This window comes from Methylobacterium sp. J-118 (assembly GCF_057836565.1).
In genome coordinates this window covers 1,461,854-1,488,775 of the sequence record NZ_JBYQFA010000001.1, presented here as the reverse complement: position 1 = coordinate 1,488,775, position 26,922 = coordinate 1,461,854, and the positions used below count along the sequence as shown (strand labels likewise).

Annotated in this window: 34 protein-coding genes; 15 read left to right on the top strand and 19 right to left on the bottom strand. The window is 71.4% G+C overall.

What is annotated here, in order from left to right:
- Nucleotides 1–46: 46 nt before the first annotated feature.
- The 6 genes from AC3IF3_RS07220 (at nucleotide 47) to AC3IF3_RS07195 (ending at nucleotide 3,925) form a co-directional block, all read left to right on the top strand.
- Complete coding sequence (locus tag AC3IF3_RS07220; protein WP_489220275.1) at nucleotides 47–340, top strand: AbrB/MazE/SpoVT family DNA-binding domain-containing protein; 294 nt, start codon at nucleotides 47–49, stop codon at nucleotides 338–340.
- On the top strand, nucleotides 321–671 hold the full coding sequence (locus AC3IF3_RS07215; protein WP_489220274.1) for a type II toxin-antitoxin system PemK/MazF family toxin: 351 nt from the start codon (nucleotides 321–323) through the stop codon (nucleotides 669–671). Before AC3IF3_RS07220 ends, AC3IF3_RS07215 begins: the two co-directional genes overlap by 20 nt.
- A gap of 25 nt (nucleotides 672–696) precedes the next feature.
- Complete coding sequence (locus AC3IF3_RS07210; RefSeq protein ID WP_489228002.1) at nucleotides 697–1,341, top strand: glutathione S-transferase family protein; 645 nt, start codon at nucleotides 697–699, stop codon at nucleotides 1,339–1,341.
- Nucleotides 1,342–1,426: 85 nt separating this feature from the next.
- A complete protein-coding gene (locus AC3IF3_RS07205; RefSeq protein WP_489220272.1) occupies nucleotides 1,427–2,062 on the top strand; it encodes a TetR/AcrR family transcriptional regulator C-terminal domain-containing protein in 636 nt (211 codons plus the stop codon).
- 18 nt (nucleotides 2,063–2,080) lie between these two features.
- A complete protein-coding gene (gene ilvC / locus AC3IF3_RS07200) occupies nucleotides 2,081–3,100 on the top strand; it encodes a ketol-acid reductoisomerase (protein ID WP_243973168.1) in 1,020 nt (339 codons plus the stop codon).
- A gap of 171 nt (nucleotides 3,101–3,271) precedes the next feature.
- Nucleotides 3,272–3,925, top strand: a complete 654-nt coding sequence (locus tag AC3IF3_RS07195) for a pyridoxamine 5'-phosphate oxidase family protein (protein ID WP_489228000.1) — start codon at nucleotides 3,272–3,274, stop codon at nucleotides 3,923–3,925.
- A 9-nt stretch (nucleotides 3,926–3,934) separates the two neighbouring features.
- Here AC3IF3_RS07195 and tam read toward each other — a convergent pair whose 3' ends face one another.
- The 3 genes from tam to trpS are packed head-to-tail and all read right to left on the bottom strand — an operon-like array spanning nucleotide 3,935 to nucleotide 6,499.
- Nucleotides 3,935–4,714, bottom strand: a complete 780-nt coding sequence (gene tam, locus AC3IF3_RS07190; RefSeq protein WP_489227998.1) for a trans-aconitate 2-methyltransferase — start codon at nucleotides 4,712–4,714, stop codon at nucleotides 3,935–3,937.
- Nucleotides 4,715–4,736: 22 nt separating this feature from the next.
- Nucleotides 4,737–5,438 carry a haloacid dehalogenase type II gene (locus AC3IF3_RS07185; RefSeq protein ID WP_489227996.1) on the bottom strand — a complete coding sequence of 234 codons (702 nt, stop codon included), beginning with the start codon at nucleotides 5,436–5,438 and terminating at the stop codon, nucleotides 4,737–4,739.
- Nucleotides 5,435–6,499: a tryptophan--tRNA ligase gene (gene trpS / locus AC3IF3_RS07180; RefSeq protein ID WP_489227994.1), complete on the bottom strand. Its 1,065-nt coding sequence runs from the start codon at nucleotides 6,497–6,499 to the stop codon at nucleotides 5,435–5,437. Before trpS ends, AC3IF3_RS07185 begins: the two co-directional genes overlap by 4 nt.
- Before the next feature lie 268 nt (nucleotides 6,500–6,767).
- On the opposite strand from trpS, the gene AC3IF3_RS07175 reads away from it, so the two are divergent.
- A complete protein-coding gene (locus AC3IF3_RS07175) occupies nucleotides 6,768–8,534 on the top strand; it encodes a di-heme-cytochrome C peroxidase (protein ID WP_489227992.1) in 1,767 nt (588 codons plus the stop codon).
- Between the two features lie 16 nt (nucleotides 8,535–8,550).
- On the opposite strand, the gene AC3IF3_RS07170 is transcribed toward AC3IF3_RS07175, so the two are convergent.
- Nucleotides 8,551–9,309 (bottom strand): endonuclease III domain-containing protein, encoded by a 759-nt coding sequence (locus AC3IF3_RS07170; RefSeq protein WP_489227990.1) that lies wholly within the window; start codon nucleotides 9,307–9,309, stop codon nucleotides 8,551–8,553.
- A gap of 249 nt (nucleotides 9,310–9,558) precedes the next feature.
- A complete protein-coding gene (locus tag AC3IF3_RS07165; protein ID WP_489220265.1) occupies nucleotides 9,559–10,296 on the bottom strand; it encodes a GyrI-like domain-containing protein in 738 nt (245 codons plus the stop codon).
- Between the two features lie 194 nt (nucleotides 10,297–10,490).
- Between AC3IF3_RS07165 and dapF the strand changes: the two genes are divergently transcribed.
- Entirely contained in the window at nucleotides 10,491–11,378 is an 888-nt protein-coding gene (dapF, locus tag AC3IF3_RS07160) for a diaminopimelate epimerase (protein ID WP_489227988.1), read from the top strand.
- Complete coding sequence (gene mtaB, locus AC3IF3_RS07155) at nucleotides 11,378–12,604, top strand: tRNA (N(6)-L-threonylcarbamoyladenosine(37)-C(2))-methylthiotransferase MtaB (RefSeq protein WP_489227986.1); 1,227 nt, start codon at nucleotides 11,378–11,380, stop codon at nucleotides 12,602–12,604. The genes dapF and mtaB overlap by 1 nt, the downstream gene beginning before the upstream one ends.
- Here the strand turns inward: mtaB and AC3IF3_RS07150 are convergent.
- Complete coding sequence (locus tag AC3IF3_RS07150) at nucleotides 12,574–13,275, bottom strand: RluA family pseudouridine synthase (protein WP_489227984.1); 702 nt, start codon at nucleotides 13,273–13,275, stop codon at nucleotides 12,574–12,576. The genes mtaB and AC3IF3_RS07150 overlap by 31 nt on opposite strands.
- 57 nt (nucleotides 13,276–13,332) lie before the next feature.
- Between AC3IF3_RS07150 and ftsY the strand changes: the two genes are divergently transcribed.
- Complete coding sequence (gene ftsY, locus AC3IF3_RS07145) at nucleotides 13,333–14,673, top strand: signal recognition particle-docking protein FtsY (protein ID WP_489227982.1); 1,341 nt, start codon at nucleotides 13,333–13,335, stop codon at nucleotides 14,671–14,673.
- Here the strand turns inward: ftsY and AC3IF3_RS07140 are convergent.
- Nucleotides 14,670–15,059 (bottom strand): type II toxin-antitoxin system VapC family toxin, encoded by a 390-nt coding sequence (locus AC3IF3_RS07140; protein ID WP_489227981.1) that lies wholly within the window; start codon nucleotides 15,057–15,059, stop codon nucleotides 14,670–14,672. The genes ftsY and AC3IF3_RS07140 overlap by 4 nt on opposite strands.
- On the bottom strand, nucleotides 15,056–15,316 hold the full coding sequence (locus AC3IF3_RS07135; protein WP_489227980.1) for a type II toxin-antitoxin system VapB family antitoxin: 261 nt from the start codon (nucleotides 15,314–15,316) through the stop codon (nucleotides 15,056–15,058). Before AC3IF3_RS07135 ends, AC3IF3_RS07140 begins: the two co-directional genes overlap by 4 nt.
- Before the next feature lie 87 nt (nucleotides 15,317–15,403).
- Between AC3IF3_RS07135 and AC3IF3_RS07130 the strand changes: the two genes are divergently transcribed.
- Complete coding sequence (locus AC3IF3_RS07130; protein WP_243973133.1) at nucleotides 15,404–16,018, top strand: septation protein A; 615 nt, start codon at nucleotides 15,404–15,406, stop codon at nucleotides 16,016–16,018.
- 105 nt (nucleotides 16,019–16,123) lie between these two features.
- Here AC3IF3_RS07130 and AC3IF3_RS07125 read toward each other — a convergent pair whose 3' ends face one another.
- Genes AC3IF3_RS07125 through AC3IF3_RS07115 form a run of 3 tightly spaced genes read right to left on the bottom strand, consistent with a single transcriptional unit; the run spans nucleotide 16,124 to nucleotide 17,686 of the window.
- A complete protein-coding gene (locus tag AC3IF3_RS07125; RefSeq protein WP_489220258.1) occupies nucleotides 16,124–16,738 on the bottom strand; it encodes a DsbE family thiol:disulfide interchange protein in 615 nt (204 codons plus the stop codon).
- Nucleotides 16,735–16,878, bottom strand: coding sequence for a heme exporter protein CcmD (ccmD, locus tag AC3IF3_RS07120; RefSeq protein WP_243967903.1), 144 nt, complete (start codon nucleotides 16,876–16,878; stop codon nucleotides 16,735–16,737). Before ccmD ends, AC3IF3_RS07125 begins: the two co-directional genes overlap by 4 nt.
- A 10-nt stretch (nucleotides 16,879–16,888) precedes the next feature.
- On the bottom strand, nucleotides 16,889–17,686 hold the full coding sequence (locus tag AC3IF3_RS07115; protein WP_489220496.1) for a heme ABC transporter permease: 798 nt from the start codon (nucleotides 17,684–17,686) through the stop codon (nucleotides 16,889–16,891).
- A 251-nt stretch (nucleotides 17,687–17,937) separates the two neighbouring features.
- On the opposite strand from AC3IF3_RS07115, the gene AC3IF3_RS07110 reads away from it, so the two are divergent.
- Both AC3IF3_RS07110 and AC3IF3_RS07105 read left to right on the top strand, forming a co-directional pair.
- Nucleotides 17,938–18,612, top strand: a complete 675-nt coding sequence (locus AC3IF3_RS07110) for a trna delta -isopentenylpyrophosphate transferase (protein ID WP_489227978.1) — start codon at nucleotides 17,938–17,940, stop codon at nucleotides 18,610–18,612.
- Between the two features lie 28 nt (nucleotides 18,613–18,640).
- Nucleotides 18,641–18,952: a hypothetical protein gene (locus tag AC3IF3_RS07105; RefSeq protein WP_243967900.1), complete on the top strand. Its 312-nt coding sequence runs from the start codon at nucleotides 18,641–18,643 to the stop codon at nucleotides 18,950–18,952.
- 9 nt (nucleotides 18,953–18,961) lie between these two features.
- Here the strand turns inward: AC3IF3_RS07105 and AC3IF3_RS07100 are convergent, their stop codons facing one another.
- Nucleotides 18,962–19,708: a tRNA1(Val) (adenine(37)-N6)-methyltransferase gene (locus AC3IF3_RS07100; RefSeq protein WP_489227976.1), complete on the bottom strand. Its 747-nt coding sequence runs from the start codon at nucleotides 19,706–19,708 to the stop codon at nucleotides 18,962–18,964.
- Nucleotides 19,705–19,929, bottom strand: a complete 225-nt coding sequence (locus AC3IF3_RS07095) for a putative signal transducing protein (RefSeq protein WP_243967898.1) — start codon at nucleotides 19,927–19,929, stop codon at nucleotides 19,705–19,707. The genes AC3IF3_RS07100 and AC3IF3_RS07095 overlap by 4 nt, the downstream gene beginning before the upstream one ends.
- Nucleotides 19,930–20,100: 171 nt before the next feature.
- Here AC3IF3_RS07095 and AC3IF3_RS07090 point away from each other — a divergent pair, with 171 nt between their 5' ends.
- Nucleotides 20,101–21,120, top strand: coding sequence for a polyprenyl synthetase family protein (locus AC3IF3_RS07090; protein ID WP_489220495.1), 1,020 nt, complete (start codon nucleotides 20,101–20,103; stop codon nucleotides 21,118–21,120).
- Nucleotides 21,121–21,335: 215 nt separating this feature from the next.
- Here the strand turns inward: AC3IF3_RS07090 and AC3IF3_RS07085 are convergent, their stop codons facing one another.
- Together AC3IF3_RS07085 and AC3IF3_RS07080 are read right to left on the bottom strand one after the other, a co-directional pair.
- The gene (locus AC3IF3_RS07085; RefSeq protein ID WP_489227975.1) at nucleotides 21,336–21,464 is read right to left on the bottom strand and encodes a hypothetical protein; all 129 of its coding nucleotides are present in this window, start codon (nucleotides 21,462–21,464) and stop codon (nucleotides 21,336–21,338) included.
- Between the two features lie 42 nt (nucleotides 21,465–21,506).
- Nucleotides 21,507–21,938: a MarR family winged helix-turn-helix transcriptional regulator gene (locus AC3IF3_RS07080; protein WP_489227974.1), complete on the bottom strand. Its 432-nt coding sequence runs from the start codon at nucleotides 21,936–21,938 to the stop codon at nucleotides 21,507–21,509.
- Between the two features lie 99 nt (nucleotides 21,939–22,037).
- Between AC3IF3_RS07080 and AC3IF3_RS07075 the strand changes: the two genes are divergently transcribed.
- Complete coding sequence (locus tag AC3IF3_RS07075) at nucleotides 22,038–23,855, top strand: chloride channel protein (protein ID WP_489227972.1); 1,818 nt, start codon at nucleotides 22,038–22,040, stop codon at nucleotides 23,853–23,855.
- Between the two features lie 54 nt (nucleotides 23,856–23,909).
- Here the strand turns inward: AC3IF3_RS07075 and AC3IF3_RS07070 are convergent, their stop codons facing one another.
- From AC3IF3_RS07070 to AC3IF3_RS07055, 4 genes are all read right to left on the bottom strand, one after another.
- Nucleotides 23,910–24,782, bottom strand: a complete 873-nt coding sequence (locus tag AC3IF3_RS07070; protein ID WP_489227970.1) for a 4-(cytidine 5'-diphospho)-2-C-methyl-D-erythritol kinase — start codon at nucleotides 24,780–24,782, stop codon at nucleotides 23,910–23,912.
- A gap of 122 nt (nucleotides 24,783–24,904) precedes the next feature.
- On the bottom strand, nucleotides 24,905–25,348 hold the full coding sequence (locus tag AC3IF3_RS07065; RefSeq protein ID WP_489227968.1) for a type II toxin-antitoxin system VapC family toxin: 444 nt from the start codon (nucleotides 25,346–25,348) through the stop codon (nucleotides 24,905–24,907).
- Nucleotides 25,345–25,572, bottom strand: a complete 228-nt coding sequence (locus tag AC3IF3_RS07060; protein WP_489227967.1) for an antitoxin — start codon at nucleotides 25,570–25,572, stop codon at nucleotides 25,345–25,347. Before AC3IF3_RS07060 ends, AC3IF3_RS07065 begins: the two co-directional genes overlap by 4 nt.
- Nucleotides 25,573–25,675: 103 nt before the next feature.
- Nucleotides 25,676–26,914 carry a molybdopterin molybdotransferase MoeA gene (locus AC3IF3_RS07055; protein WP_243967890.1) on the bottom strand — a complete coding sequence of 413 codons (1,239 nt, stop codon included), beginning with the start codon at nucleotides 26,912–26,914 and terminating at the stop codon, nucleotides 25,676–25,678.
- Between the last annotated feature and the right edge of the window lie 8 nt (nucleotides 26,915–26,922).

The window sequence follows — 26,922 nt, the reverse complement described above, 5'->3', positions numbered from 1 at the left end:
CGGCCCGAATCTGCTAGGATGCGCCGTCCCCGCAGGAGGCGGAGCGATGGAAGCCAAGGTGATTCGCTGGGGTGACGATTTCGCGGTCCGGCTGAGCAGCGCGGAGGCCGAGGAACTCGGCATCCGCGAGGGCGAGACTGTGGAGATCGTTTCGAAGCGCCCGGTTGCGCCGGAGCCGCAGCAATGGGCCGGCCGTCGCTATGTCGATGGCTTGCCGGTCTACACGCTCGAGGAGATGGTCGCCGAGATGCGCCGTCTGGGCCCGGATTTCGAGCCGCCGACGGTAGATTGGGGGCCGGATGTCGGCTCCGAGATCATCGATGACGACGATCCCCGCTAGCCTGTCGTTCCGGGCCGGAGATTTGATCCTGGTCGAGTTCGGTCCCGTCCGTGGTACCGAACAGGACGGCCGCCGGCCGGGATTGGTCGTCTCGGAAGCTTTGATGAACGACGCGACGCGCCGGGTCATCGTCTGTCCGATCACAAGCAACATCGAACCCTGGCCGACGAAAGTCATGCTTCCAGCCGGCCTGGCTGTGCGCGGCGCGGTGTTGACGGATCAGGTCCGCTCCATCGACCAGCGGGCGCGCATCCTGAGACGGCTCGGAGTCGCACCGGCCGCAGTTCTTGCCGAAGTTCGTCATCAGATCGCGAAATTGCTCGGGTTTTGAGGCAGGGTCGGCGTATGGAAGTCCTATGACCGCCCGCACCCTCTACTACGCCCCCGGCGCCTGCTCGCTGGCCGCCCACATCGTCCTGGAGGAATCCGGGCTGCCCTACGAGGGCATCAAGCTCGACCTTGCTGCGGGCGACCAGCGCCGGCCGGAATACCTCGCCATCAACGATCGCGGCCGCGTGCCGGCGCTCAGCGAGGACGGCTGGGTGCTCACCGAATGCGCCGCGATCCTGCGCCATATCGCCCGCTCCGTGCCGGAGAGGGGGTTGTGGCCCAAGGACCTGCGCGAGCAGGCCGCCGCGGACGAGTGGCTCGGCTGGCTCGCCTGCAACCATCACGTGACCTACGCCCATGTCCGCCGCCCGGAGCGCTACACGGACGACGAGGCCGCGTTCGACGGCATCAAGAGCAAGGCGGCCAACACCTACGCCGATCTCGCCACCATGACCGAGGTGCGCCTGTCGCACGGCGGCTGGGCGGTGAGCGGCCGTTTCAGCGTCGTCGACGCCTACCTGATGGTGTTCTGGTTCTGGGCCAACGGTCCGACCCTCCGCTTCGACATGGCCGGCTGCTTCCCGGCCTGGACCGCCCATGCCCGCCGGGTCGCCGAGCGTCCCGCCGTCCAGGCCGTGTTCGCCCGCGAAGGGCTGCCGCTTCCGCGCTGAAGTCGCCCGGTTGCGGCCCCCTTGCCGCGACAGCCGAATCGGCTTACTGAGCGTACCGTACGGTACGGTACGCTATCCCGAGACGATGCAGACCAGCGCCACAGCAGAGCAGGAAGCGCCCTCGGCACGCCAGCAGGCGGTGCTGGATGCCGTGCTCGGCTTGATGGTCGCGGATGGCGATCAATTGACCATGGATGCGGTCGCGCGCCGGGCGAGCTGCTCGAAGGAGACGCTCTACAAGTGGTTCGGCGACCGCGACGGCTTGCTCACCGCGACGGTGCGCTGGCAGGCCTCCCGGGTCCATGCCGGCTATGACGCCGCGCAGGTGCTCGACGGGGCGACCCTGCGCGAGCGCCTGCAGGATTTCGCCGTGACGTGGCTGGAGGTCATCTCCGGTCCGACGTCGGTCGCGCTGAACCGGATCGCCATCGCGCATGCCGGCTCGCACAAGAGCAACCTCGGCGGCATCGTCCTGGCGAACGGTCGCTTCGCCATCGGCGAGCGGGTCAAGCCCGTGCTGGAGGCGGGCCGGGCCGCCGGCCTGCTGACCTTCGCCGACAGCGAGGCGGCGTTCCGGACCTTCTTCGGCCTCGTCGGCCGGGATATCCAGATCCGACTCCTGCTCGGCGAGGCCCTCGACCTCGATGCAGATGAAATCCGGCGCGATGCGGGGCGCGCCGTGGAACAGTTCCTGGCCCTGTACGGCCAGGCGAAACCCTAACCTGAAGAGGAAACCGACATGCGGGTTTATTACGATCGCGACGCCGACCTGAACCTGATCAAGGGCAAGAAGGTCGCCATCGTCGGCTACGGCAGCCAGGGCCACGCCCACGCGCTCAACCTGCGCGATTCCGGCGTGAAGGACATCGTCATCGCGCTCCGCGAGGGCTCCGCCACCGCCAAGAAGGCGGAGCACGAGGGCTTCAAGGTCCTCTCGGTCGCCGAGGCCGCCAAGTGGGCCGACGTGGTGATGATGCTCACCCCCGACGAGCTCCAGGGCGACATCTACCGGGAGTCCCTCGAAGGCAACATGAAGCAGGGCGCCGCCCTCCTGTTCGCCCACGGCCTCAACGTCCACTTCAACCTGATCGAGCCGCGCAAGGATCTCGACGTCCTGATGGTCGCCCCGAAGGGCCCCGGCCACACGGTGCGCTCCGAGTACCTGCGCGGCGGCGGCGTGCCGACCCTGATCGCCATCGCGCAGGACGCGAGCGGCAACGCCCACGATCTCGGCCTGTCCTACGCCTCGGCCAATGGCGGCGGCCGCGCCGGCATCATCGAAACCACCTTCAAGGAAGAGTGCGAGACCGACCTGTTCGGTGAGCAGGCCGTTCTGTGCGGCGGCCTGGTCGAGCTGATCAAGGCCGGCTTCGAGACCCTGGTCGAGGCGGGCTACGCCCCCGAGATGGCCTATTTCGAGTGCCTGCACGAGGTGAAGCTGATCGTCGACCTCATCTACGAGGGCGGCATCGCCAACATGAACTACTCGATCTCCAACACGGCCGAGTACGGCGAGTACGTCACCGGCCCGCGCATCGTCACGCCCGAGACCAAGGCCGAGATGAAGCGCGTGCTCACCGACATCCAGTCGGGCACCTTCACCCGCAACTGGATGCTGGAGAACAAGGTCAACCAGACCTCGTTCAAGGCGACCCGCGCCAAGCTCGCCGCTCACCCGATCGAGGAGGTCGGCGCCAAGCTGCGCGGCATGATGCCGTGGATCTCCGAGAAGGCGCTGGTCGACAAGACCCGCAATTAATTTTTTCCGAATCCGCGGCCGGGCTTTGATCTGCCGCACCACAGGGGCCGGTCACGCGAAAGCGAGGCCGGCCCTTTCTTGTCCCGGTTGCCGACCTCGGGCATTTCCGGCGATACAGGCCGCAGCGGTTCCGCACGTATGAGGACCGGAGACGGCGGGGGAGGATACGCCATGGCATCGCTCTATTCGGACGCCCATCGGGCGCTGCAGACCGAGTTCGGCACGACCAAGCTCGCGGTGCGCCTGGACGAGGACTGGGTCCACGAGCGCATTCAGCCGGAGGAGAGCGCCTTCATCGGCTCCCGGGACATGTTCTTCCTGTCCACCGTCGATCCCGACGGGATGCCGACCGTCTCGTACAAGGGCGGCCCGCAGGGCTTCGTGAAGGTGCTCGACGAGAACACCCTCGTGTTCCCGGGCTTCGACGGCAACGGCATGTTCTACTCGATGGGCAACATCGAGGGGCAAGCCAAGGTCGGCCTGCTGTTCATCGATTTCGAGACCCCGCACCGGATCCGCGTCCAGGGCCACGCGACGCTGCTGCGCGACGACACCCTGATGGCCGAATACACCGAGGCCAAGTACCTGGTGAAGGTCGCGGTGACGAAGATCTGGGTCAACTGCCCGCGCTACATCCACAAGTACCAGAAGCTCGCGCAGAACAAGTACGTCCCGACCCCCGGCCGCGAGACCCCGCTCGCCGCCTGGAAGCGCCTCGACCTCGCCGGCGACGTGATCAGCGACGCCGACAAGGCCCGGGTCGCCAAGGAGGGCAAGCTGGAGGTTGCCGAATACGAGGCCCTGGTCGCCCGCGGCGAGGCCTGAGCCGCTCGCCTACGGGGCCTTCGCCACGATGAACACCCGCGGGAAGGCGAGCAGGCGCCGCCCGTCGCCGCGGGGCGGGTAGCCGGCGTCGATCGCGGCCTCGTAGGCGGCCAGGAACCCAGCCGTCTGGTCCGGGTCCAGCGGGTCGAGGAACGGGCGCAGCCCGGTGGCGCTCACCCAGTCCACGATGGCGGCGGCATCCGCCATCGGGTGGTGATAGGCGGTGCGCCAAACATCCACCGCGGCGGCCAGCGGCGCCAACAGGTCGTAATAGCCGGCCGGCTCCAGCATCCGGCCGAGCCGCCCGGCGACTGCCGGATCGCCGATCGCCCCGGCCCAGGGGCCGGCCGACGCGGTCTCGCGCATCAGGCGGTGCGACGGTTCGGCGAGGTTGTCGGGCATCTGCACGGCCAGCACGCCACCTGGGGCCAAGAGGCCGAACAGCCGGGGCAGCAGCGCCGGATGGTAGGGCAGCCATTGCAGCACCGCGTTGGCGTAGATCAGATCCGGCGCGCGCTCAGGCGCCCAGGTCGCGGCATCGGCCAGCGCGAAGGCGAGGCCGGGCAGGCGGGTCCGGGCGCTCTCCAGCATGGCGGGTGAGGTGTCGAGGCCGATCACCTCGGCCTCTGGGAAGCGCGCCGCGATCAGCGCCGTGGAATTGCCCGGCCCGCAGCCGAGGTCGTATGCGAGGCGCGGGGCAGTGAGCGGGATCCGGGCCAGGAGCTCAGCCGCCGGGCGGGTGCGCTCGTCCTCGAAGCGGGTGTAGAGGGCGGGGTTCCAATCAGCCATCGCGATCGCCCATCCCCGGTTCTCAGCAGCCGAGCTGGTCGGCCAGATCCGCCAGGTCCCGGGCCGCGTAGGTGACCGGGACTGCAGGCCCCGCCTCGCCGCCGCCCGGCCCGTGCTCGTGCGGCCTGGCGATATGGGCGGTGGACAGGCCATGGCTCGCCGCCGCCGTGAGGTCGTTCGAATGGGCGGCGACCATCACGGTCTCCCCCGGGGCGAAGCCGAACGCCGCCACCGCATCGCGGTAGAGCGCGGGCTTGGGCTTGTAGTCGCGGGAATAGCCGGCGCCCAGGATCGCGTCGAAGATCAGGCCGTTGCGCCGGGCGAGATCGGCCATCAGCCGGACGTGGCCGTTCGAGTTCGGCGCCAGGAGGTGTTTTTCGCGCAGCCGGCGCATGGCCTCCGGCACTTCGGGCCAGGCGTCGAGCCGGTGCCAGGCCTGGACCAGCTCCCGCCGCAGGTCCTCCGGGACGCCCGCGATACCGAATTGGGCCAGCACGTCGGGCAGCGATTCCGCCTGGAGCGTGTCGAGATCGACGAAGGGCCGCGCGCCGGAACGCACGGTCTCCATCGAGGGGTTGTAGCGGGCCCGCCAGGCATCCGCGAAGGCCCCGGCATCGAGGCCCGGCGCGAAGGGCGCCAGCAGCCGCGTGGCCTCGCGGGCGACACCGGAGCGCCAGTCGACCAGCGTCCCGAAGACGTCGAAGACCAGCGCCCGGACGGTCATCGCACCGTCTGAAGGCTGGGACCCCGGCGCACGAAGCCGACGATGTCCTTGACCGCATCCAGCGTCTGGGCCGCGATCGTCTCGGCCCGCCCCGCCCCGTCGGCCAGCACGGCGTCGATATGGCCGGGATCGGCGGTGAGCCGGCGCATCTCCCCGGCGATCGGCCCGAGGCTCGTCACCGCGAGGTCGGCGAGCGCCGGCTTGAAGGCCGAGAACTGCGCCCCGCCGAAGTCGCGCAGCACGTCCTCGCGGGTGATCCCGGCCAAAGCCGCGTAGATCCCCACGAGGTTGTCGGCCTCCGGCCGGTCCTTCAGCCCGGCGATCTCGGAGGGCAGCGGCTCAGGGTCGGTCTTCGCCCGGCGGATCTTCTGGGCGATGGTATCGGCGTCGTCGGTGAGGTTGATCCGGGAATTGTCGGACGGGTCCGACTTCGACATTTTCTTCGACCCATCCCGCAGCGACATGACTCGCGCCGCCGGGCCGCCGATCAGCGGTTCGGTCACGGGGAAGAACGCCTCGCCGTGACCGTGCGCCGCGATCGAGCTTCCGAAGTCGGTGTTGAACTTCTGGGCGATGTCCCGGGTCAGTTCCAGGTGCTGTTTCTGGTCCTCGCCCACGGGGACATGGGTCGCCCGGTAGGCCAGGATGTCGGCCGCCATCAACACCGGATAATCGTAGAGGCCGATGGAGGCGTTCTCCCGGTCCTTGCCGGCCTTCTCCTTGAACTGGGTCATCCGGTTCAGCCAGCCGAGGCGGGCGACGCAGTTGAACACCCAGGCGAGTTCGGCGTGCTGCGGCACCTGGCTCTGATTGAAGACGATGGATTGCGCGGGATCGATGCCGGCGGCCAGGAAGGCGGCCGTCACCTCGCGGATCTGGCCGCGCAGGGCCTCCGGGTCCTGCCAGACGGTGATCGCGTGCAGGTCGACCACGCAGTACAGGCACTGCGCGTCGCGGGCCTGCATCTCCACGAAGCGCTTCACCGCCCCGAGATAGTTGCCGAGGTGCAGGTTGCCCGTGGGCTGGACGCCCGAGAAGACCAATTCGGTGAACGCGGCCATCGGCGCCGATCCTGAGCAGCAGACATGCCGGGGCTCCGCGCCGGCCGGGCGCGCGGTTACTCGCACCGCTGATGCGGACGGGTCAAGGAGTGTCGCGTGACCGGCTCTCGCGCCGGGGGGCGGGCGCCGACCCACGGCCCCGCAGTTCCGGAACGGCCGCCGCGCCCCATCGGAATGCGCTGTGCGGCATCCGAGTACATGATATGAATTGGCGGTTTGAATTGATTCGCTGTCGAATTCTATCTGAATACAATATCTGGGGGACGCGATGCCATTCGCGCGCAGATTTCGCGGGGCCGCCGTGGCGTTCCTGACGATGCTGGCCGTTCCGGGGGCCCGGGCGCAGGCCACGCCCCCGGTCCAGGTCGATCAGGGCTTCCGCTGGGGCGACCGGGAGCGCCGGGCCTTCTACGTTCAGGATCAGGGCTCCGAACTGATGCCGCTCGCGTGGCTGAAAGCCCTGAAGCAGCGCGACGGGACGCCGTTCCTCGCCGGGAGTTTGTCGCGCTACGGCTATCTGCCCAACCCCGACAGCCGCGACGATCTGCCGATCGGCTTCACCTTCGCCGGGCCCGCCGGGGGCGAGATCGCGGGGATGAGCTGCGCCGCGTGTCACACCCGCCAGATCACCGTCGCCGGCAGGGCCTACCGGATCGACGGCGGCCCCGCGATCGTCGACTTCCAGACGCTCCTGAGCGATCTCGACGAATCCGTGGGCGCGGTCGTGGCCAGCGAGACCGCGTTCCAGCCCTTCGCGCAGACGGTGCTCGGCGCCGGGGCCGGTGAGCCCGGCGCGGTCCAGAACCTCCTCGTCGTCGCGCGGTCCTGGTACGACCGCTACCATACGCTGATGGCGCGGGCGCTGCCGACGACGCCCTGGGGGCCGTCGCGCCTCGATGCGGTCGGGATGATCTTCAACCGCGTCACGGGGCTCGACATCGGCCTGCCGCCCGGCACCATGATCCCGGACAACATCCGGGCGGCGGACGCCCCGGCACGCTATCCCTTCCTCTGGAACGCGCCGATCCAGGATCGGACCCAGTGGCCGGGCTTTGCCGCGAACGGCAACGACACCCTCGCCCTCTCCCGCAACCTCGGCCAGGTGCTCGGCGTGTTCGGTCGGTTCCATCCCCGTCCGGACGCGTTCAAGATCCTGACCGGATACGACTACCTCAGCGACAATTCGGCGAATTTCAACGGTCTGCGGCTGCTCGAGGACTGGGTCAAGGCGATCGGGCCGCCGCGCTGGCCCTGGAGCCTGCAGATGACCCTGGTTCGGCAGGGCGCGGCGATCTTCGCGCGGCCGGAAGCCCAGGGCGGCTGCAAGAACTGCCACGGGCCGGAGCCGGGCGCCCATTGGCCCCTCGAAGCAGAGACCTGGAAGACCCCCGTCAAGGATGTCGGCACCGATTCGCGCGAGCACGGGGTCATGCAATGGCGGGCCAAGAGCGGCATCCTGACCGGCGCCCAGATCCCCGTCGTCCAGTCGACACCGCTGCGGGCCGAGAACGAATGCAGCTTCAGCATCCTGGCCAATGCGGTGACCGGTTCGATCATCCAGAGCTTCCCGCCGTTCCTGATCGCCGGGCCGCCCCCGATGCCCGGGATGGCCGCCCTACGCCTCGACATCCTGGCCTTGCCGCCGAAGCTGCGGCCCCTCGCCGAGGCGTTCCCCCAGGCCGCGACGGGGGACGGGAGCTGTGTCCCCGGTGTTCCGGCCGGGACCTACCCCTACGAGGCACGGGTGCTCGAAGGGATCTGGGCGGCCGCGCCCTACCTGCACAACGGCTCGGTGGCGACGCTCGCGGATCTCCTGAAGAAGCCCGATCAGCGCCGACAGGCCTTCAAGGTCGGGCCGAACTACGACATCGACGCCGTCGGTCTCGCGGAGGACCAGACGCTGTTCGACTACACGCTGAAGACGACGGATTGCACCGACCGGAATTCCGGCAACAGCCGATGCGGGCACGAGTACGGCACGGACCTCTCGGCCGACGAGAAGAAGGCGCTCCTCGAATACCTGAAGTCACTCTGACGGCGCGCAGGCTCGCTCACGGCTCCCGCATCGCCGGCGCACTCGGGCACAGGTCGACCAGGACGCAGCGCCCGCAGGCCGGCCGGCGGTGGTGGCAGACCTGCTGGCCGTGCAGCATCAGGATCTCGTGATTGTCGTAGAGATCCTGCGCGCTCCAGTCCGCCGGCAGCTGCGCCCGCAGGATCGCGTGTGCCGGGCCGACATCGACCCGGGGACCGATCAGCCCGAGGCGCTGCGCGACCCGGTGGTGGTGGCTGTCAACCGGCAGGGCCGGCATCCGCAGGGTCGAGAACGACAGCACGGCCGCGCTGGTCTTCGGCCCGACCCCCGGGATCGCCTGCAGCCACGCCCGCGCGGCTTCCACCTCCAGGCCGGCCAGGAAGGCGAGATCGAGGGTGCCGCACCGGTCGCGCAGGGCGCGGAGTACGTCGCGGAGGCGCGGGGCCTTCAGTTCCGGCCAGGTCACGCCCGCGATGGCCGCCTCGATCTCCGGCACGTCGGCGTCGATGAGCGCCGCCCAGTCCGGAAACCGCGCGCGCAGGGCCTTGAAGGCGCGCCCGGACTCGGCGTTGCGGGTCCGGTGCGACAGGAGCGAGGAGACGAGTTCGCTTACTGGATCGAGGCTGTGGAAGTACGGGATCGGGCAGCCATAGACCGGGGAGAGCCGCGCGTGGACGACGAGCGCCTTCTCGGCCAGAGCGGGATCCGCGACAGTGGAGGCCGCCTTGCGGCGCGGACGCGGGACGGTCTCGGTTCTAAGGTCGGCGGTTGGCATGCAGGGCGAATCCGCGAGCGGACGCCGCTGTTCCTGCCGGGGCGCAGCAGCGGCGATCTGTCCGATCAAGCCGCTCCGGTTCCGGCATCGGGCGATCGTGAGCCGTGGATCTCCCTCCCCCTCCGCCCACGGCTACGATCGAAACCTGCGCAGTCCGCAGCTCGGCCGGGGAGGGAGGGCGCGCGGCCGCTCTGAACCGCAGCGCCCGTCGACGGGATAGCTCCACCACGCCGGAAGATCTGCCGAGACCTACTTCACCAGGGCGTAGATGTTCACGTCGAGGTTGTCGTCGGTGCTGTCGTTGAGGTCGGTGGCGTATTCCTCGACGAACCGGTCCTGCACCACGATGTCCTTGGCATCGAGATAGGCGGTCAGGGTCTCGTAGGTGCCGTCGATCGACTCGTAGGACCCCTTGTGGGCAAAGCGCAGGGCCTTGCCCGACGGGGTCGTGCCGAAGCGCAGCCCGTCGGAATCGGCAGGCGCCGGGTTCGGCGCCGCCGCCACCGGGATCATCGCCTCGAACTCGAAGCCGTCATCGTCCGTACGGGTGAAGACCGCGAGCGGCCGGCCCGCCGGCGCGACGCCGAGCTTGGCGAGATCCGCCTCGATCCGCGCGAAGGCCTGCTTCAGGCTCGGCACCGCCTCCTCCCACTTGGTCTTGCCCGAGAGGATCGCGGCCGGCTTGGCGGGCAGCGTGACCTCGTCGACGTCGCCGGGATCGCCGGGCTTGTCGACCAGGGTCGGCCGGGCGGGCGTCCCCGCGGCGGTCTGGCCGGCGGGCGGGGGGGCGACCGATTGTTCCGGCGCGGGGGCCGCGCTCTTCCCCGGATCGGGCACCGGATTCGGTGCGGTCGTCGTGGGCAGCGGATTGGTCTGGGCCGGTGCCGGCGCGGTGGAGGGGGGCGGAGCGGCCTGCTGTGCGGCGAGCGGGCCGGCGGCGAGCATCAGGGCGGCCGAGAGGGCGACGAGCGGACGAAGGCGGATCACGGGGGCGCTCCGGTCGAGGCCCGGCGGAGGATCGCGCGAGCTCCCGCCGGCTAACCTAGTGGCGAAAGGGGAAACCCGCGAGGGCGCCGCGGACGAGAGCCGCGGGTGCGGCGCATCTGCCACGCCGCCGGACCCCTCGCGCCGGAGCGGTGCTTTTGCGATATAGCGGCCCCTCCCTCGCCCCGCGGGACCGCATGAGCGCACTCGCCCACAGACGCTTCCTGAAGATGCACGGCGCCGGCAACGCGATCGTGGTGCTGGACCTGCGTGGCTCCACCGCGTCGGTCCGTCCCGGGGAGGCGCGGGCGATCGCCCGGGATCCGGGCTCCAGCTTCGATCAGCTCATGGTGCTGCACGATCCCGTGAGCCCGGGCACGGACGCCTTCGTGCGGATCTACAACACCGACGGCTCGGAATCGGGGGCCTGTGGCAACGGCACCCGCTGCGTCGCCTACGCGATGCTCGACGATCCGGCCATGGCCCGCCCCGCCGAGGGCGGCCGGCTGACCCTTGAGACCGCCGCGGGTCTCCTCGGCGTGCGCCGCATCTCCGAGCGCGCCTTCACGGTCGATATGGGCCGGCCGCGGCTCGCCTGGGACGAGATCCCCCTGTCCGAGCCGTTCCCCGATACCCGGCGGATCGAACTCCAGGTCGGCCCGATCGACGATCCGATCCTGCACTCGCCGGGCGTCGTCAACATGGGCAATCCGCACGCGGTGTTCTTCGTGGCGGCCGACCCGGATTCCTACGACTTCGCCCGCATCGGCCCGATGCTGGAGAACCACCCGCGCTTCCCCGAGCGCGCCAACATCTCGATCGCGCAGGTCACCGGATACGAGGCGATCAAGCTCCGCGTCTGGGAGCGCGGGGCCGGGCTGACGCTGGCCTGCGGCACTGCCGCCTGCGCCGCCGTCGTGGCGGCCTCGCGGCTCAGGATGATCGGCCGGCAGGCAAGCGTCGCGCTCCCCGGCGGCGACCTGTTCGTGGAATGGCGTGCCGACGACCACGTCCTGATGACCGGCCCGGTCGCGCTCGTCGCCGAGGGGACCCTGGCGCCGGAGCTGTTCGCCGGCGCGGCCTGATGGCGGTCGAGACCCTCACCTTCGGGTGCCGCCTCAACACGGTCGAGTCCGAGGCTTTGAAGGTCCACGCGGCGGCGGACGGCCGCGACCGGGTGGTGGTGAACACCTGCGCGGTCACGGCCGAGGCCGGCCGGCAGGCCCGCAAGGCGATCCGCCGGATCGCCCGGGAGCGGCCGGGCACCGAGATCGTGGTCACAGGCTGCGGCGCCGAGGTCGAGACGGCGGCCTACGCGGCCATGCCCGAGGTCGCGCGCCTCGTCGGCAATGCCGAGAAGCTCCGGCCGGAGGGCTGGTCGGCGGTGGCGACGGGGCCGGGCGCCGTGATGGCGGCGCGTGCGGCCGAGCCGACGCGAATCTCTGCGATGGCCGGGCATACCCGGGCCTTCGTGCCGGTGCAGAATGGCTGCGACCATCGCTGCACCTTCTGTGTGATTCCCTTCGGCCGTGGCCCGTCCCGCTCGGTGCCGGCGGCCGATGTGGTCGCCCACGTGGAGACGATCGTGGCGCAGGGCGGCCGCGAAATCGTCCTCACCGGCGTCGATCTCACCGCCTACGGCCGCGACCTTCCCGGGGCGCCGCTGTCCCTCGGTGGCCTCGCGCGGCAGATCCTGCGGGCCGTGCCGGACCTCCCGCGCCTACGCCTCTCCTCCATCGACTCCGTGGAGGCGGACGACGCCCTGCTCGGCGCAATCGCCGAGGAGGAACGGCTGATGCCGCACCTGCACCTGTCCCTCCAGGCCGGCGACGACCTGATCCTCAAACGCATGAAGCGTCGGCACAGCCGCGCCGACGCGATCCGGTTCTGCGAGACCGTGCGGCGGCTGCGCCCGGATATCGTGCTCGGTGCCGACCTGATCGCGGGTTTTCCGACGGAGACCGAGGCGCAGTTCGCCCGCTCCCTCGACCTCGTGGCGGAATGCGGCCTGACCCACCTGCACGTCTTCCCGTACTCGCCCCGCCCCGGGACGCCGGCGGCGCGCATGCCGCCGGTGGCGCCGGACGCGATCCGGGATCGCGCGAGCCGCCTGCGCGCGGCCGGCGCCGACGCCCTACGCCGGCACCTCGATGGGCAGGTCGGGCGCCGGGTGACGGTCCTGGCCGAACGCGGCGGCATCGGCCGCAGCCCGGATTTCACGCCGGTGCGCCTCGCGGTCGAGACGCCCCCCGGGACGTTCCACGACGTTCGTATCGCTTCTCACGACGGCGCGCGGTTGATCGCGGCCTGAGGCTCCATCGCCGTCAGGGCGGCGGCGATGTGCGGCGGCGGCGGCGCGGTGACCGTGATCGCGTCCCGCTTCGGGTAGAGCGGGATCGTCAATGTGCGCGCGTGGAGGTAAAGGCTGCCGCCGCGCGGGCCGCTCCCGTAGATCGGATCCCCGACGATCGGCCAGCCCGAGGCGGCGCAGTGGACCCGGAGCTGGTGCGTGCGGCCGGTGACCGGCTTCAGCTCCAGCCATGTCCGTCCCCCGGCGCGCCCGAGGACGCGCCAATGGGTCAGCGCTGGGTCGCCCGCCGGGTCGGCCTTCATCCACCAGGAGCGCGGGTCGTCCGAGCGGCGCGCCAGCGGCAGATCGATGCGGCCGCTCGCTTCCGCCGGGCCGCCCTCGACGAGCGCCCAGTAGGTCTTGTCGACGGCGCTGCCGGAAAAGAGCTTGCCGAGCCGGGCCAGCGCCTTGGCGTGGCGGCCGAGCGCGAGGCAGCCGGAGGTGTCCCGGTCGAGCCTGTGCGCGGCCTCGGGGCGGCGCGGCAGGCCGAACCGCAGAGCGTCGAGATGGTCGGTCAGCGTCTCGCCGCCGCGGGGCCCGGGATGGACCGGCAGGCCCGCCGGCTTGTCGATGACGAGCAGCAGGGCATCGCGGTAGAGGAGGCGGGCGCCTATGTCGAAGGCGTTGGGCATCCGGACCGGCTAGAGGGTCGGCGCCGGGTCGGCAAGGTGGGGCGAGGACGAGGTTTCATGGCGAGCGAGGACAAGCCCGGCTGGTTCGGACGCCTGTTCGGGCGCAAGGGCCCGGACGCGGCCGAGGAGAAGCCCGAGGCGGACCTGCCCGCGGAGGCGGCCTCGCCCTCCGAGGGCCAGCCCGACTTCGCCACCGGCGCGGAGGATGTCGCGCATCTCCCGATGCCGCACGAGGAGAACGCGGCCCCGCTCCCGGACGTGGTCGAGGGTGCGGATCTGCTGCCGATCGCGGGCGAACCCGAGCATCCACCCGCCGGCACGGCCGGCGACGCCCCCGAGCACGGGGCCAACCCGGTCGATACCGGCGGCGCGGCCCGGGAGCCGGCTGTGGAGCCCGCCCCCGACATCCAGCCCGTCGACAGCGCCGCGGCGCTCGCCCACGATGCCGGCGCGGGGCCCGACCGCGAGCCGGAGGCCAAGGGCTGGTGGAGCCGGCTTACCTCCGGGATGAAGCGGACCTCCTCGGCGCTCTCCGAGCGGGTCACGGGCCTGTTCACCAAGCGCAAGCTCGACGCCACGACCCTCGAGGATCTGGAGGATGCCCTGATCCAGGCCGATTTCGGCCTCGAGACCGCGATGCGGATCTCGGAGGCGGTGGGCAAGGGCCGCTACGAGAAGGGCATCTCCCCCGACGAGGTGCGGGCGATCCTGGCGACGGAGGTCGAGCGGGCGCTGGAGCCGGTGGCGGTGCCCCTCACCGTCGACACGGCGAGAAAACCGTTCGTGATCCTCACGGTCGGGGTGAACGGGGCCGGCAAGACCACGACGCTCGGCAAGCTCGCCTCGAAGCTGCGGGCGGAGGGGCGGACCGTGATGCTCGCGGCCGGCGACACGTTCCGGGCGGCGGCGGTCGAGCAGCTCAAGGTCTGGGGGGCGCGTACCGGCACGCCGGTGGTGAGCGGCGCTCAGGGCGCAGACGCCGCCGGGCTCGCCTTCGACGCCCTCAAGCAGGCGGGCGCCGCCGGGACCGACGTGCTCCTGATCGACACCGCCGGCCGGCTCCAGAACAAGGCCGGGCTGATGGCGGAGCTGGAGAAGATCGTGCGTGTGCTGCGCAAGCAGGATCCCGACGCCCCGCACGCGACGCTCCTCGTCCTCGACGCCACGGTCGGCCAGAACGCCCTCTCGCAGGTGGAGCTGTTCTCGCAGGCCGCGCCGGTGTCAGGTCTGGTGATGACCAAGCTCGACGGCACCGCCCGGGGCGGCATCCTGGTGGCGCTGGCGGCCAAGTTCGGCCTGCCGGTGCATTTCATCGGCGTCGGCGAGGGTGTGGAGGACCTGGAGCCGTTCGCGGCCCGGGACTTCGCCCGGGCGATCGCCGGGCTGGAGAAGGATTAGGCAACCGCCCGCAGCACGTCCGTCCGGGCGAAATCCTCGCCCTTGAACAGGAGCGGCGCGTTGAGCGACCGGGCGAGCGCGTAGGCGAAACAATCGCCGAAGTTGAGGCCGGCCGGATGCCGACCCTTGCCGTAACGGGCAAAGGCATCGGCGGCGATCTGAGCGAGTCTGTGGTCGACGGGCAGTACCGTGATGCCGCGTGCGACAATCCAGTCGTCGAGCACCATGCGTCCCCTCGGCACGCGCGAGGCGACGATCGCACATTCCAGATAGGTCGCCGCTGCCATCGCGGGAGCTGTTGCGAGCGCCAATACGCCGGAGAGTTGCTCAGCGTCGGGTTCCCGACGCAGGATCGCGATGAAGGCCGACGAGTCGACGACGATCACGTCGGGAGACCCTGCTCGTCATACGCAAGGATCTCATCGATCGGCCGCGGATCCGCGAGCGGACTGGCGTTAAGGCCACGGCGCATCGCCTCATCGGCCTCCAATCCCTGGGCGATGCGGCGTCCCACGTCATCTCTCAGCCGCTTCCGCTCACGCCTGAGCAACGCCAGCAGCAGATCCGGCGCCGGCTGTCGGGTCTCCGCCGCGAGGTCGGTGAGCAGCGCCTCGACCTCGGCGTTCTCGATGATGATGGACATCGCGCGCCCCGCGTTACACACACCCCGACGAATCCAGTCCGGTGCCGCAGCCTAGCGCGGGCGCCGCATCCGAGCCAACCAGAGCGCATGCAGATCGAATCCGTCCCCCCGCGCCGCCATCTGGCGCCCCTCGTGAAGCTGGCGCTGGAGCTCGGGCCCCTGGTGCTGTTCTTCCTGGGCAACGCCTACTCGGAAAAATTCGGCGTGGCCCCGGACCAGAAGCTGTTCGTGGCCACCGGCGTGTTCATCGCGGCGACGGTGGTGGCGCTGGCGATCCATTACGTCCTGATGCGGCGCCTGCCGATCATGCCGCTCGTGTCCGGCGCCGTGGTGGTGGTGTTCGGCGGTCTGACCGTGGCGCTGCAGGACAAGACCTTCATCATGGTCAAGCCGACCATCGTGAACGCCCTGTTCGGCGCCGTGCTGCTCGGCGGCCTCGCCTTCGGACGGCCGCTCCTGTCGGTGGTGCTCGATTCGATGTTCAGCCTCACCGAGGAGGGCTGGCGGAAACTCACCCTCCGCTGGGGCCTGTTCTTCTTCGTCCTGGCGGCCTTGAACGAGGTCGTGTGGCGTACCCAGACCGAGGATTTCTGGGTCAACTTCAAAGTGTTCGGCATCATGCCGCTCACCGTGCTGTTCGCCCTCGCGCAGACGCCGCTCCTCACCCGCTACGAGCGCAAGGATCCGCAGCCGGGCGCTTAGAGCTGGTTCCGATCGCGCTTCAATCGCAGCCGGTTCTCAGCCTTCGTTGTGACGCGCTCTCGTGCGCCGAACCGGGGCCCAGTCCGGCGGAGAGCGCTCGAGGCGCTACTGCGCCGCCGCGACCTTGCCGGCGGCCCGGATCCGCGTGAGCACGCTGGCGAAATTCTCGGGCGTGAGGATCCCGACCAGCTTGTCGCGGATCACGCCGTCCGGCCCGATGATGAAGGTCTCGGGCACGCCGTAGACGCCGAAATCGATCGCCGCGCGCCCGCTGGCATCGGCTCCCACCGCGCTGAACGGCACGCCGTGCCGGGCGAGGAAGCGCTGTCCGGCCTCCGGGCTCGGCTCCTTGTAGTCGATGCCCACGAGGCGGATGCCGGGCTCGCGGGCGAGCCGCATCAGCATCGGGTGCTCCACCTGGCAGGGGGCGCACCACGAGGCGAAGACGTTCACCACCGTGATCTGCCCCTTCAGGTCCGCGCTCGACAGGCCCGGTACCGCCGCGCCCGAAGCGGCGAGCCCTGGCACGGCGGGCAGGTCGAAGCGCGGCACCGGCCTGCCGATCATCGCGGAGGGCAGGGCGGCCGGGTCGACCCCGGAGCGCAGGCGCAGGAACAGCACGGCCGCCAGCGCCGCGAAGGCGAGGGCCGGCAGGATCAGCAGCAGGGACCGGCGGACCGGCGGCGGCCGCTCCGCCGTCTCGTCGAGCGGCGCGGTCATCGCCGGTCCTCGCCGAAGCCCTTCAGGGCCCGGACTTGCGCCCGCCGGTCGCGGATCGCGTTCCCGATGAGGGCGACCATCACCAGGGCCGTGAAGGCATAGGCGCCGAGGATGAAGCCGCCGTGAGACCCGAGATCCATCGCGGCGCTCCTAGACCGGTTGTCCGACCGGCAGCCCGGCCGGCTGCGGCGCGATGCGGGGCTGGGTGCGGTCCAGGCGCTCGGCCTCGCGGATCGTCAGCGTCCGCACCCGGCGGCGCATGATCTCGGTGCGCATCGCGTAGAGGTGGAGGGTCGTGCCGCCGAGGGTCGCGGCGGCGATCATGATCAGCAGGGGGTACAGCATCGAGGGATCGATGGTCGAACCGCCCATGCGCAGGATCGAGGCCGGCTGGTGCAGGGTCGACCACCAGTTCACTGAGAATTTGATGATCGGCAGATTCACGGCGCCGACCAGCGTCAGGATCGCCACCGCCCGCGCGGCCCGGTTCGGGTCCTCCAGGGTCCGCCAGAGGGCGATGATCCCGCAATAAATCAGCAGCAGGACCAGCATCGAGGTCAGCCGCGCGTCCCAGACCCAGTAGGTGCCCCACATGGGCTTGCCCCAGAGGGAGCCGGTCACGAGGCAGATCAGCGTGAAGGCCGCGCCGATCGGCGCCGCCGCGCGCTGGGCGACGTCGGCCAGCGGGTGGCGCCAGACCAGGGTTCCGATCGCCGACAGGCTCATGGCCCCGTAGAAGAACACGCCGAGCCACGCCGCCGGGACGTGGATGTACATGATCCGCACGGTCTCGCCCTGCTGGTAGTCCGGCGGGACCACGAAGAAGGTCTGGTACAGGCCCACGGCCAGCACGGCGAGCGACAGGGCCGTGAGCCACGGCACCAGGGCGCCAGACCAGCGCATGAAATGGCCGGGATTCGACAGGCGGGTCCAGAGGGAAGGCGTCATCGCGGCTGCGGTCTCGGACATCGTGACCGCCGGTCTACCCTAGGGTGCGGTGCAGCAACAATGCGGCCTTTCCCGCACCTGTTCACAGTGCCGCGCGGCCGGCGATAGACCGGCGGCGCGGGTACGCCGCGCCGGCCAGCCCTTGCGCGCGTCGGGAGGATTGGGCATATAGACGTGAACAAAAAGAGAACGGAAGACCGTCGCCGCACATAGCTGTGGATGACGCGGCATCCTCTCGCCGGAGCGAGCCCATGCGAACCGCCGACAAGCAGATCGCCGACATCCTCGTCCGCTACGGCGAGCCCTTCGGGGGCAATGTCTGGCGCGTCCAGGGAACGGCCGTGATCTACCACAAGACCCTGGAGCGCATCGCCGCCCAGGCCGGGATCGTGTTCGAGCCGCCGACCGTCATCCGCGCCGAGCGCGACGAGGCGGTGCTCCTGGTGACCGGACGCCTGCCCGGCACCAAGCCCGGCCCCGCGCGCGTCGAATGGTCGATGGGCGAGGCCCTGGTCAACGTGAACTACCGCGTCTCGGGCAAGCAGGCGGCCTACGTCTACGCCATGGCCGAGAAACGCGGGAAAGACCGCGTCATCCTCAAGCTGATCGAGCTCCACGGGCTCGTCTACTCCGAGGAGGAGGCCGACGAGTTCCGCGCCCACCAGATCCCCGTCCGGGCCGTGGACGAGGATTTCGAGGAGACCCCGGCCTTCGATGCGATCACCGAGGCGGAGGGCGATCTGAAGCGCCGCATCGACGAGGCCGGCACGATCAACGCGGTCACCGACCTGATGCTGGACGGAGCCACGCAGGCCGTCCTCGCCACGATGCCCGCCGGCACCCGCGACGAGGTCCGCGACTACGCCAAGGCGCGCCTCGTGGCGCTCGGCTGGCCGAAGCGCTCCGGCCGCCGCAGCGCCGCCTGACCCCCATTCCCAACCGCAGGAGACCGCCATGCATCGCGCGACGCGCCACCGCACCCTGAAGGCCCGCCGGGACGCCCACCGGGGCTGGAGCATCGAGACCCTGTCGTACAGCCCGACGCGGATCGTCCGGCTGGGGACCGAGAAGGTCGCGATCCTGTTCCCCCCGGCGGAGCCGGGCGCCGGCTGGCAGCTCTACCCGCATCCCGACACGTTCCCCGGGCTCAACTTCGAGGGTCTGCCGGCACCCTTGCGGCCGGAATTCCTGGCCTTCCCGGACCTCGCGGAGGTCGAGCGCTTCCTCGGTATAGCTGATGCCGCGCCGACCGCCCTCGCGGCATGAGGATACCGGTCAAGGCTTGGGCCAGGGCGCACCCCGGTGGAGCGCCTCGGCCTCGGGGGTGAACGCCCCGTCCGGCCCGTGCAGCACGAGGGGCGGTAGCAGGCTCAGGCCGGCGCGGCTCCCCTTGGTGGCGGCGATCAACACGCGGATCGCCGGGGCCTCGGCCCGGGCGTGGACGGGTCGGATCGTCAGGGCGCCGTAGCGCCCCCGGAGCGCGTCCAGGCAGGCGGGGAGCGCGTCGGCCCGGTGGATCAGCCCGAGCCGCCCCCCCGGCCGGAGGATCGCCGTGCAGGCGCGGATCCAGGCATCCAGGCTCCCCGCCGGGAAGGTGTGGGCCGCGGCGCGCTCGGGATGCGGCGAGGTGCGATGCGTGCTGGCCTCGAAGAAGGGCGGGTTGGTCAGGACCACGTCGAACCGGTCCGGCAGCAGGCCGGCGGCGCGGCGTTCGGCCGCGGGCAGAAGGACGTCGGCCTCGATGACGTCGGCGTCGATCCCGTTGAGCGCCGCATTCGCCCAGGCCGTCTCGGCGAGGCCGGGGTCGCGCTCGACCAGGGTCGGCCGGAGCCCCGGCGCCAAAGCCGCGCAGCCGAGGCCCACCGCCCCGGTTCCGGCACCGACATCGCAGAGCCGGCAGCCGGCGGCCGGCACCAGCAGCCGGGCGAGCAGCACCGCGTCGGTCCCGGCCCGGTGCGCCCCCCGGGGCGGCTGGTGGAGCCGCAGGATCCCGCCCAGGACGGCGTCCGGCGGTTCCGTCACGGCTGGCGCAACTCGTGGGCGAGGCCGGCATCGCCGAGCAGGCGCCGGGCCTGGGCCTCGTGGTCGCGCGGGACCAGGAGGCGCTGGCCGAACACGCCGATCGAGCCCTCCATCAGGCTCATATGGCTGTCGGCCACGAGGACCGGGATTTCGGCCGCTTCGAGGATCGTGCGGGCGAACCCGATCAGAACGACATCGTTGGCCCGGATCAGCTCGATCATGATGATCCCCCGATGGGCCCTGGGTTTTCAGCCGGCGATTTCGCCGCGCCGGTTCCGCGTCCGCGCCGCCCCATATCCAATGGGAGCCGATGTTGCGGCGCCGCGGGGCCCGTGCGAAGGGATCGCCCGCCGCCCGGGGCGGAACCGGACTGGAGGTTGCGGATCTTGGGTATTGCCCTCTCCATCGAGAATCCGAAGCCCGAGGCGGAGGCGGGGCTGAACGACCTCGTCGCGCTGGTGGCGGACGGCATGGCGCGGGTCAACACCACGATCCTGTCGCGGACCGGCTCGGACGTGGCGATGATCCCCGAGGTCGCCAACCACCTGATCGCCTCCGGCGGCAAGCGCCTGCGTCCGATCCTGACGCTCGCCTGCGCCCGGCTCTGCGGCTACGCGGGGGACGCGGACGGGGACGTGAAGCTCGCCGCCAGCGTCGAGTTCATGCACACCGCGACGCTCCTGCACGACGACGTGGTCGACGAGAGCGACATGCGCCGCGGCCGGGTCGCCGCCCGGATCAAGTGGGGCAACGAGGCCTCGGTGCTGGTCGGCGATTTCCTGCTCGGCCAGGCCTTCCGGATGATGGTCGAGGTCGGCTCCCTGCGGGCGCTCGACATCCTCTCGGCCGCCGCCACGGTGATCGCCGAGGGCGAGGTCATGCAGCTCACCAACGCCAAGAACCTGGAGACCGACGAGGCCGCCTATCTGGCGGTGATCCGCGGCAAGACCGCCGAATTGTTCGCCGCCGCCTGCGAGGTCGGGCCGGTGCTCGCAGCCCGGCCGGAGGCGGACCAGGCGGCCGCCCGCGCCTACGGGATGAATCTCGGCATCGCGTTCCAATTGATCGACGACGTGCTCGATTACGGCGGCACCTCGGCGGAACTCGGCAAGAACGTCGGCGACGACTTTCGCGAGGGCAAGATCACCCTGCCGATCGTGCTCGCCTACCGCCGGGGTAGCGAGGGCGAGCGCGGCTTCTGGCGGCGTACCCTGCAGCAGGGCGAGATCCGGGACGGCGATCTCGAGACCGCCCTCGACCTGCTCCAGCGGCACGGCGCGCTCCAGGAGACCGTGGCCCGCGCCCATGATTACGGCGCCCAGGCCCGGGCGGCCCTCGACGTCTTCCCGGAGGGCCCGGTGAAGGCCGCCCTCGTCGGCGCCGTGGAGTTCTGCGTGGCGCGGGCGCGCTGAGACGGCGCCTCACGGCTCCCGCGTCGACTGCCCACCAATCCCCGCCCTCGTACCGGCAGCCGTCATCCGGCGCCGTATGGAGGTCGAGCGACCGCGCCGCCGGCAGCCGCCGCCCAGCGCTGGCCGCGTTGTCTCCGCCTCCAGCCGATCCGGGAGGCTGATGGAGACCGGTGAGCCCACGAAGCGCACAGGCCATACGCATTGACCGCAAAGCGTCACGGGTCCCGCGGGACGGCGGCGGAGGCCGCGGCGATGTCGGCGTCGGCGGAGGGCCCCGAGACCCAAGCCGCATAGAAGCGCCGAAGCTTGGCGCTGCGTGCGTTCGAGTCGTGCGGGTTCATCATCGAAAGGCCCCCTGACGGTCGAACCATCCGGCGTTCGATGCGTCAACGCGCCGCGGGGCGGGACAGCGCTTCGGCCAGCGCCGGCGCCAGCCCGCGCAGCTCTTCGAGGTGCGCCGCGGTCAGCGAGCCCAGCAGCGCCTCTGCGCGGGGCGTGAGCGCCAGGACGCTCCGGCGCCGATCCTCGGCGTCCCGGGTCTTGGTCAGCAATCCGCCCTCGACCATCCGGGCGACCAGCTCGGCGGCGGTGTGGGGCGCGATGAGCAGTTGCTCGGCCAGCAGCCCGACCGTGGCGGGGGCGCGTCCGGCCTGGCCGGCCAGGGTCAGCAGCGCCTGATGCTGCTGCGGCGGCAGCCCCGCCCGGGCGGCCGCGGCCTCGCTGAAGGCCAGGAAGCGCCGGAGGCGGAAGCGGAAATCCGCCAGCGCCCCGTATTGCTCCGCCGACAGCGTCTCGGTTCCCGGTGCATCCGCAGCCATCGCAGCCCTCAAACGTCTCGGGCAGGCCTACCCGCCGATCGGACCCTGGAATATATCGTATCACGATATAAATGGGGGGTCTGCGGGAAGGAGATCCGAATGAGCGGCGGGACCGAGTTCGAGCGTGGCGGCGACGGGCCGGCCCGCCGGGCGCTGGGGGATTTCAGTGCCGATCGGCGGGTGGTGACCCTGGCCGGAATGGCGGCCATCACCGGCACGGCGGCGAGCGGCACGGCTTGGCTCTTGCTCACGCTCATCGGCCTGGTCACCAATCTCGCGTGGTACGGCCGCCTCGACACGTCGCTCACGTCCCTGGCCGGCGTCGCGCCAAGCCCTTGGACGGTGGCGATCCCGGTGATCGGCGCGCTGATCGTCGGTGCCATGGCGCGCTACGGCTCCGAGAAGATTCGCGGCCACGGCATCCCGGAGGCCATGGAGGCGATCCTGATCGGCGGCAGCCGGATGTCGCCGCGGGTGGCGGTGCTCAAGCCGCTCTCGTCGGCCGTGGCGATCGGGACCGGCGGGCCGTTCGGCGCGGAGGGCCCGATCATCGTCACGGGCGGGGCGGTCGGCTCCCTGTTCGCCCAGTTCTTCCATCTCAGCGCCGCCGAACGGAAGACCCTGCTGGTGGCAGGCGCCGCCGCCGGCATGACGGCGATCTTCGGCACCCCGGTGGCGGCGGTGCTCCTCGCCGTCGAGGTGCTGCTGTTCGAATGGCGCCCGCGCAGCCTCGTCCCGGTGGCGGTCGGGGCGGTGACGGCGGCCTGCTGGCGACCGGCTTTGTTCGGCGTCGGCCCGCTCTTCCCCTTCGCCGACAATCCGGCGCTGCCCTGGTGGGGCCTGCCGGCCTGCGCGGCGCTCGGCATCGCCTGCGGGCTGATCTCGGGACTCCTGACCCGGGCCCTCTACGCCCTGGAGGACGGGTTCGGCCGGCTTCCCCTGCACTGGATGTGGTGGCCGGCCCTCGGGGCCGTTGTGGTCGGGCTGGGCGGCCTCGTGGAGCCCCGGGCCCTCGGCGTCGGTTACGACGTCATCCACGATCTGCTGTCCGGGCATATGCTGGCGGGCGCGGTCGTGACGATCCTGGCGGTGAAGGCGGTGATCTGGCTCGCCGCCCTGTCGTCGGGCACGTCCGGGGGTGTGCTCGCGCCCCTGCTGATCCTCGGCGGCGCGGTGGGCTGGCTCATCGGCCTGCTCCTGCCGGGCGCGCATGGGTTCTGGGCCTTGATCGGCATGGCGGCGATGCTCGGCGGCACGCTGCCCGCCCCGCTCACCGGCATCGTCTTCGCCGTGGAGGTGACGGGCGACGTCGCCGCCCTGGCGCCGCTGCTGGCCGCCACCATGGCGGCCTATGCGGTGACCGTGCTGCTCCTGAAGCGCTCGATCCTCACCGAGAAGATCGCCCGGCGCGGCCAGCACGTGACCCGGGAATACGGGATCGACCCCTACGATCTGGCCCGGGTCGAGGCGGTGATGACCCGCTCGGTCGAGACCCTGGACGCGGACCTGCCCCTCGCCGCGGCGCGTGCCGAGATCGAGGCCGGGGCCCGTCACGCCTACCCGGTGGTCGATGCGCTGGGCCGTCCCGTCGGCCTCGTCTCGCGCGACGACGCCCTGCGCTGGAGCCTGGAGGCGCGGGACGGCGACCCGGCGGACGGCACGCTCGGCGCGCGTGTCTCGGATGCCGGCCTCTCTGTGGTCCATCCGGGCGACGTGGTCTCGCACGCCCTCGACGTGATGCTCGCCGCCGGCCAGGGCCGCCTGCCGGTCACCGATCCGCGGAGCGGTCGCCTGGTCGGGCTCCTGACCCGCAAGGACCTGCTCCAGGTACGCGCCACGGTGGTGCGCGCCGAGGCCGAGCGCCACGCGTTCTTCCGGAGGAATCGAGCTATCCGCCGGGCCGGGCCCGGAGCGTGACGGGGCTCAGCCGCAATCCGGGCCGACCGCCGGTCCCCGGTACGGGCGTACGTCTCAGCGCAGATAGGTCGGCGCCACCCACCAATCCGCGTGCGCAGCGCGCAGGGCCGAGGCGGCCCGCACGGCGCCGCGCCGGTCGTCGAACAGGGCGAACACCGTCGCGCCGGAGCCCGACATCCGCGCGAGCCGGCAGCCCCGCGCGCGCAGGGCCGCCAGGACCGTGCCGATCACCGGCGCCACCGTCAGGGCCGGCGCCTCCAGATCGTTGCGGGCGGGGGCGATGGCCGCCGCCAGGGCTTGGCCGCCGAGGTCCTCGGTGATCTCGGGATGGGCCGCCCCGTCGCGGCTCTGCCCGACCGCGAGGCCGAGGGCCTTGAACACCGGCGCGGTCGGCACCGGAACGCCGGGATTGACCAGCACCGCCGGCAGCGGCGCCAGGCCGAGCGGGGGGCCGATCACCTCGCCGACGCCGCGCATCATCCGGGCCCGCGGGTCCAGGCAGACCGGCACGTCGGCCCCGGTCTGCCGCGCCGCCGCGACGACGGCGGCGTGATCGCCCGGCAGCCCGTTGAGGCGGGCGAGCAGACGCAGGGCGGCGGCGGCGTCGGAGGACCCCCCGCCGATCCCGGCCGCGACCGGCAGGCGCTTGATCAGGTGGAAGGCGCCCAGGCGCAGGTCCGGCACCCGCGCCGCGAGGTGGCGCGAAGCGCGGAGCACGAGGTTGTCGTCCGTGGGACCGGCCGGGCCGGCGGTGGGGCCGGTGACGGTGAGGCCGAGCGGAGCGCCGGGGTCGAGGGTCAGCCGGTCGGCCGTCCCCGCGAAGGCCACCAGGCTCTCCAGCGCGTGATAGCCGTCGCCGGCCCGCCGCCCGAGGATGTGGAGCGTCAGGTTGACCTTGGCGGGGGCGCGGTCTGCGAGCAGGGGCACGGGATCTCTGGTCGGTGATGCTGTCAAACGAGCGGACGCTGTACAGGCTCGCGCCCGCGAAGTCCCGCCGGCACGAGAGCCAATTCGTGCCGGGCGTCACGCGCGGGACGGCAACCCCGTGATCAGGCGGACGACCCGGCCATCATCCCGTCGGCCCAGTTCTCGACCTTGAGGCCCGGTTTCAGCCGGTCGAATTCGCGCTTGTTGTTGGTGACCAATATTACATCCAGAGCCGCAGCATGCGCTGCGATCCAAAGGTCATTGTTCCCGATCATCGAGCCGGTTTTCTGAAGCTTCGCACGAAACAGCGCATATTGCGCAGCCGTCGTCTCACCGAGCGAGGCCACCGGAATGAGCTGAGCCAGATCGGCGAAGGCGCGCCTCGCGGCGTCGAAGCCCGGGGTATCCCGGATCTTCTCCAGACCGAACAGGAGTTCGCCCTGGGTGATCGGTGACATGACGACCTCGTGCGGCCGAAGCGCGCGGAAGCGCTGGAGTACCTGTGGCGGCCGCGCACGGCGGATGTAGATGCAGATGGTGGTGTCGAGCATGTAGCGGGCGGTCACAGAGTCTCGCGATCCTGTGCCGGTTCATCGTCCCGCACGAGATCGTCGAGCGGCAGTTCCGTGATCAGCGCGAAGGCCGCGGACAGATCGCGGTCCCGAACCTCGCGCAGCACGATTTCCTCGCCCCTTCGAGAGATCTCGACCTCGGGGCCTTGCAGCCGGAACTCGCTTGGGATCCGAACGGCTTGGCTGTTGCCCGATTGGAAAACCCGCGTCCGCGTCATGTCCGACTCCGCCCCTACACGGTGAGGATATAGGCACGGTGCGCGGTGTCGATGTCCATGCGCGCCGGCCGGTACCCGGACAGGCGATCTTCTGCGGATGCCGTCAGCCGAACTCCCCATGCGGCCGGTACGGGAGCGCGTCGCCGACGCGGATCGCGGTCAGATCCTCGGCGAGTTCGACCAGCCCGTCGCTCGCCGCCAGCCCCGCCAGGGCGCCGCCCGGCGCCGGGACGGCCGCGAACGTCCCGGTGTCGTCCGGGCGGAGGCACACCCGCAGGTACTCGCGCCGGCCGGGGCGCTTCTGCATCGCGAAGCCGCTGCGCACCGTCAGGGCCGGCACCGGGTCGTCCGCTCCCGAGAGATGCAGGACCAGGGGCTTGAGCACGGCGAGCGCGGTCACGTAGGCGGCGCCCGGGTTGCCCGGCAGCCCGATGAACGGCGTGCCGGCCACGGTCCCGAGGGCAACGGGACGGCCCGGCTTGATCGCCAGGCGCCAGAGGGTGAGTGCCCCCGACGCCTCGACGGCGGCGCGGACGTGATCTTCCTCCCCCACCGACACGCCCCCCGAGGTGACGATCAGGTCGTGGGACGCGGCCGCCGCGGCGATCCGGTCGCGCACCTCTCCGGGGGCGTCGCGCAGGATGCCGAGCTCGACGGGCTCGGCGCCGAGCCGCCGCAGGAGCGCGGCGAGCATCGGCCGGTTGGCGTCGTGGATCCCGGCCGGCCCCAGCGGCTCGCCCGGCGGGGTCAGCTCGTCACCGGTGGAGAACAGCGCCACCGTCAGGGGGACGCGCAGGCGCAGGGCAGCGAGGCCGAGGGACGCGGCGAGCGCCAGGTGCCGGGGCCCGAGCCGGGTTCCGGCCGGGAGCGCGCGGTGACCGCGGGCCACGTCCTCGCCGGCCCGGCGGCGGTTGGCGCCCGGAACGAGGCCCTCCGGCAGCAGCACGGCCTCGCCAACGAGCCGCACGTCCTCCTGCATGGCCACGGTATCGGTGCCCGGGGGCATCGGTGCCCCGGTGAAGATCCGCACCGCGACGCCCGGTCCGGCCTCGACGGTGGCATGCCCCGCCGGTACGCGTCCGCCGAGGGCCAGACGGGTCTCGCCCGCCGGCGCGAGATCCGCGGCCCGCAGGGCGTAGCCGTCCACCGCGGCGTTGTCGAAGGGCGGCAGGTCGAGGGGCGCGATCAGATCCTCCGCGAGGATCCGGCCGTCCGCGCGGCCGAGCGGCACCGTCTCGACGCCGGAGAGCACCGGCAGGCGGTCCCGGATCAGCGCCACCGCGTCGGCGACCCGCAGCGGCACGGGCGCCGCGTCGAAGCAGTCGGGATTCAGGCGACCCATGGCGGCAC